The organism is Arsukibacterium sp., assembly GCF_018402695.1.
Lineage (GTDB): Bacteria > Pseudomonadota > Gammaproteobacteria > Enterobacterales > Alteromonadaceae > Alishewanella.
Map to the genome: position 1 here is coordinate 1 of NZ_JAGYIM010000021.1, position 4,206 is coordinate 4,206.

The 4,206-nt window shown below is 46.5% G+C and carries 5 protein-coding genes and 1 pseudogene; all 6 read right to left on the bottom strand.

What is annotated here, in order from left to right; genetic code table 11:
* Positions 1–581: FoF1 ATP synthase subunit a (locus KG631_RS14460; RefSeq protein WP_214000403.1), on the bottom strand; the 581-nt coding region annotated here is incomplete at its 3' end.
* 16 nt (positions 582–597) lie between these two features.
* A complete protein-coding gene (locus KG631_RS14465; protein WP_365869151.1) occupies positions 598–978 on the bottom strand; it encodes an ATP synthase subunit I in 381 nt (126 codons plus the stop codon).
* A gap of 128 nt (positions 979–1,106) precedes the next feature.
* On the bottom strand, positions 1,107–1,985 hold the full coding sequence (locus tag KG631_RS14470; protein WP_214000405.1) for a ParB/RepB/Spo0J family partition protein: 879 nt from the start codon (positions 1,983–1,985) through the stop codon (positions 1,107–1,109).
* A gap of 29 nt (positions 1,986–2,014) precedes the next feature.
* A complete protein-coding gene (locus KG631_RS14475) occupies positions 2,015–2,809 on the bottom strand; it encodes an AAA family ATPase (RefSeq protein ID WP_214000406.1) in 795 nt (264 codons plus the stop codon).
* An 18-nt stretch (positions 2,810–2,827) separates the two neighbouring features.
* Complete coding sequence (rsmG, locus tag KG631_RS14480) at positions 2,828–3,445, bottom strand: 16S rRNA (guanine(527)-N(7))-methyltransferase RsmG (protein ID WP_214000407.1); 618 nt, start codon at positions 3,443–3,445, stop codon at positions 2,828–2,830.
* Positions 3,446–3,474: 29 nt separating this feature from the next.
* Positions 3,475–4,206 (bottom strand): annotated as a pseudogene (gidA, locus tag KG631_RS14485) (tRNA uridine-5-carboxymethylaminomethyl(34) synthesis enzyme MnmG); the annotation flags it as partial.

Genomic DNA, 4,206 nt, shown 5'->3' on the forward strand with positions numbered 1-4,206 from the left:
CTGAACGGGTGTAAGGTCAGCTCTTTAATAAAGCCCAGCACACCTTTAATCCGGATAGAGTAGCCAATCATCAGTAAAAATACGCCAACCGCCAGCGCAGCAGTCATATTGATATCGGTGGTCGGTACAATTTTCATATAGACATCGTGCGAGTCCATGCCAAACGCCGTTTCACCGACAAAACCAGCGAACGCAGGCAGGAAATCAACCGGCACTAAATCCATCAGGTTCATTAAAAACACCCAGACAAAAATAGTTAATGCCAGTGGTGCGATTAATTTGCTTTTGCCGTGGTAGGTGTCTTTGACGTTGGCCGCAACAAACTCGACCACCATTTCAACAAAGCACTGTAGCTTGCCGGGTACACCAACAGTGGATTTTTTCGCCACACTGCGGAATATCCACAAGAATAATATGCCAAGGCCAATAGACCACGCTAAGGTATCGACATGCCATGTCCAGAACCCAGCCTCGCTACACGCTTTGTTAAACGCGACACTGCCATCGACAGTACACATTTTTGCGTTAGTAAGGTGGTGCTGAATATGGCTAGACAGTGTTAACTCTTCACCTGCAGCCATGTTTCATCCCAATAGTTTAATGTTTAAAGAAAAACGGTGCTGTCCACTGTGTCAGTAAGGTGATCAGGAAACCAGTAATAAATGCTTCTGGTACTAAATGCTCCTGTTGTAACACCACTGCACACAATATAACAGTTAACAATACTTTTAAGCTGTGGCCGCGCATCAGCGCCGCCGCTACCCGTTGTGCCTGTTCTGCGCCGCTGTACCTGAACGCAAAAAAAGCAAATACAAAATTTGGAACTGCAGCGGCTAAACCACCTTTAAAAGCGGACTTTGCCCCAGCGCTGTCAGTCAGCAAAAAAAAAGCCAGTGCAATACAACCGGCGACGATAACCTGGGCCAACACTGCAAAATACGCAGATTTTCTGGCCTGGCTTGCGATATTTTCTGCCACTGTACCCCTCTTTGTAATAGCCCATGCAGGGGTAGAAAAAACTTGCGAAAGTATACTTATTTGCCCCCGATTTGCAACAAAAAGCGGTTTTGACCACTGCTTGTCCATATCATTGAGAAATAAAATGCCTAATCAGGCTCAGTTAATTGCATTTTGGCTAAAATACCATCCAGTTCAGCCAGGCTACTGTAATTTATTACTAAATTACCTTTACCTTTCTTGTTGTACATAATTTGTACCGGTGCGGCAAAACGCTCACTTAACCGTTGTTCCAGTGCGTCGACATCCGGATCTTTAGGTTTTGCTGCAACGGGTGCTTTCGGTTCCAGAATGCGCCGGACCAGGCTTTCTGTTTCCCGCACGGTAAGCTGCTTGTGGGCAACCAGCCGGGCGGTTTCGGACTGGCTGTCATCAGTCAGTGCCAGCAGGGCACGAGCGTGGCCCATTTCAATATCGCCATGCTCCAATAATACTTTAACATCATCGTTCAAGGCATTTAAACGCAATAAATTGGTGACTGTAGCGCGTGATTTACCGACAGCATCTGCCACTTGCTGATGGGTCAGTTCAAACTCAGTTAATAGCCGATCGAGGGCTACGGCTTCTTCCATTGCATTTAAATCTTCACGCTGAATGTTTTCAATTAACGCTATCGCTACTGCCGCTTCGTCGGGCACATTTTTAATCAGGCAAGGTACTTCGGCAAGTCTTGCCAGTTGCGCCGCACGCCAGCGCCGTTCACCGGCGACAATTTCATAACTGTTATCGCCAACTGACCGCACGACGATGGGTTGAATAACGCCCTGGGCCCGAATGGAACTGGCCAGATCCTCTAACGCATCCTGTGACATATCTTTGCGTGGTTGATATTTACCTGGACGTAAAAACTCGACCGGCAATTTCTGCAGCTCTGCAGATTGCTGATTAGCGTGATTTTGCTCTGTCGTTTTATTCGACGTCAGTAATGCATCTAAGCCCCGGCCTAAACCGCGTTTTTTCACCGCCATGCGCAAAAATATCCTTTAACTTATCGTGGTTATACAGAGGTTGCTTTGCCACTGGTTTTTTTTTCTGAACGTCGCAAAATTTCACCGGCTAATGCAAGATAAGCCTTAGCACCCGTTGAATTTTTATCATAATACATCACCGGCGTACCAAAACTGGGTGCTTCTGCCAACCGGACATTCCGTGGGATCACCGCCCGGTATACCTTGTCACCAAAGTGTTGTTTCAATTGCTCTGACACATCATTAGCTAACCTGTTACGGGGGTCGTACATAGTGCGTAAAATGCCTTCAATTTTTAAATCAGCATTCACTACTGCCGCCAGTTTATTAATGGTATCAACCAGTGCTGTCAGCCCCTCTAAGGCAAAATATTCGCACTGCATCGGTACCAATACGGTATCGGCAGCAGCCATGGCATTCACAGTTAACATGTTCAATGACGGAGGGCAGTCGATGAAAATAAAATCATAACTGCTTCGGTAGTCTTTTAACGCAGTGCGTAAACGAAGCTCGCGGGCAAATACGTCCATCAGCCTGACTTCTGCAGCAGTAACATCAGAATTGGCTGCGATCAGATGATAACCGCCGCTGGTTTCTTTGACGACAACTTCAGCCAGCGGTTTTTGATCAATCAATAATTCATAAGCGGTAGCATGCACTTCGTACTTATCGACCCCGCTGCCCATAGTAGCATTGCCCTGTGGGTCAAGATCGATTAACAAAACCTTGCGCTTGGTTGCCGCCATTGATGCTGCTAAATTAACAGCAGTGGTAGTTTTGCCTACCCCACCTTTCTGATTGGCAATGGCGATAATTTTACCCACAAGGCTCCCTCATTATGGTTAAGCGCTGGTCATAATAACCAGATGCCGGCTGGCATCCAGTTCTGGTACCTGCAATGGTATAACTGCGCTTACTTTAACAAAATCCGGCAAAGCTGCAATTTCTTCTTGCACCGCTGCGCCTTTCATTGCATAAAAATGGCCATTGGCTGCAGGTAGGTGGCGACACCAGTGCAGCATATCACTGGCCGAGGCAAAGGCTCTGCTGATAACGCCATCATAAAGTGTTGCAGGTTTATGCAGTTCTACCCGACTTTGCAGCGGTTCAATGTTGGCTAAGCCAAGTTGCATTTTTACCTGATTTAAAAAACGGATCCGTTTGCCCAGACTGTCTAACAGGGTGAATTTTTTTTCAGGGTAATAAATGGCCAGCAGTACACCGGGTAAACCAGGACCAGTACCAACATCAATGAAATGAGCGCCTTGCAAATGCGGCGCAATAACCAGGCTATCCATCACATGCTTAACCAACATTTCTGCCGGATCTCGCACTGACGTCAGGTTATAGGCGCTATTCCATTTATCAAGCAACTGCACATATGCAACGCATTGTTGTAATTGTGAGTCGTTCAGTTGCAGGTTGGTTTGCGCAACTAACTGCCGCAGTTTTTCGAGCATACTGTTCCTTTTAGCTAAATAACACCTTATTACGCAGACTTACGTAATAAACCCTGCTTTTTCAGGTATACCAATAGTAACGAAATCGCTGCCGGGGTAATACCCGAGATCCGTGATGCCTGGCCTACGGTAGCTGGCTGGCTCTGATTTAGCTTCATAATGACTTCGTTTGACAAGCCTTTAACCGCGGCGTAATCAAAAGCTTCGGGTAATTTAGTAGCTTCATTACGTTGTTGCTTGGCAATTTCATCTTGCTGGCGATTAATATAGCCTTCATATTTAATCTGAATTTCAACTTGTTCTGCGGCAATAGGATCAGCTAATGCCGGGCCTAAACTACTAATTTTCATCAGTTGCTGATACGTCATTTCTGGCCGGCGTACTAATTCTTCCAAATTTGCTTCCCGACTTAACGGTGTTTTTAGTAACTGGTTTACCTCAGTTAGCGCTGTATGTTGTGGGTGGATCCAACTTTGCCGTAAGCGTTGCCGTTCCAACTCAATTTGTTCCATTTTTTCGTTAAATGCTTGCCAGCGTTGATCATCAACTAACCCCAGTTCACGGCCTTTAGCGGTTAAACGGGCATCGGCGTTATCTTCGCGCAACATCAAGCGATACTCAGCCCGGCTGGTAAACATCCGGTAAGGTTCTTTGGTGCCTTGTGTGGTTAAATCATCAACCAGTACGCCTAAATAAGCCTGGTTCCGGCTCGGTGCCCAGGCTTCACGTTCAGTGGCAAACAGGGCAGCACTAAACCTGCC

Coding starts and splice junctions, on each gene's coding strand:
- rsmG (WP_214000407.1), bottom strand. CDS start 3,445: ATGCTCGAAAAACTGCGGCAGTTAGTTGCGCAAACCAACCTGCAACTG.
- KG631_RS14470 (WP_214000405.1), bottom strand. CDS start 1,985: ATGGCGGTGAAAAAACGCGGTTTAGGCCGGGGCTTAGATGCATTACTG.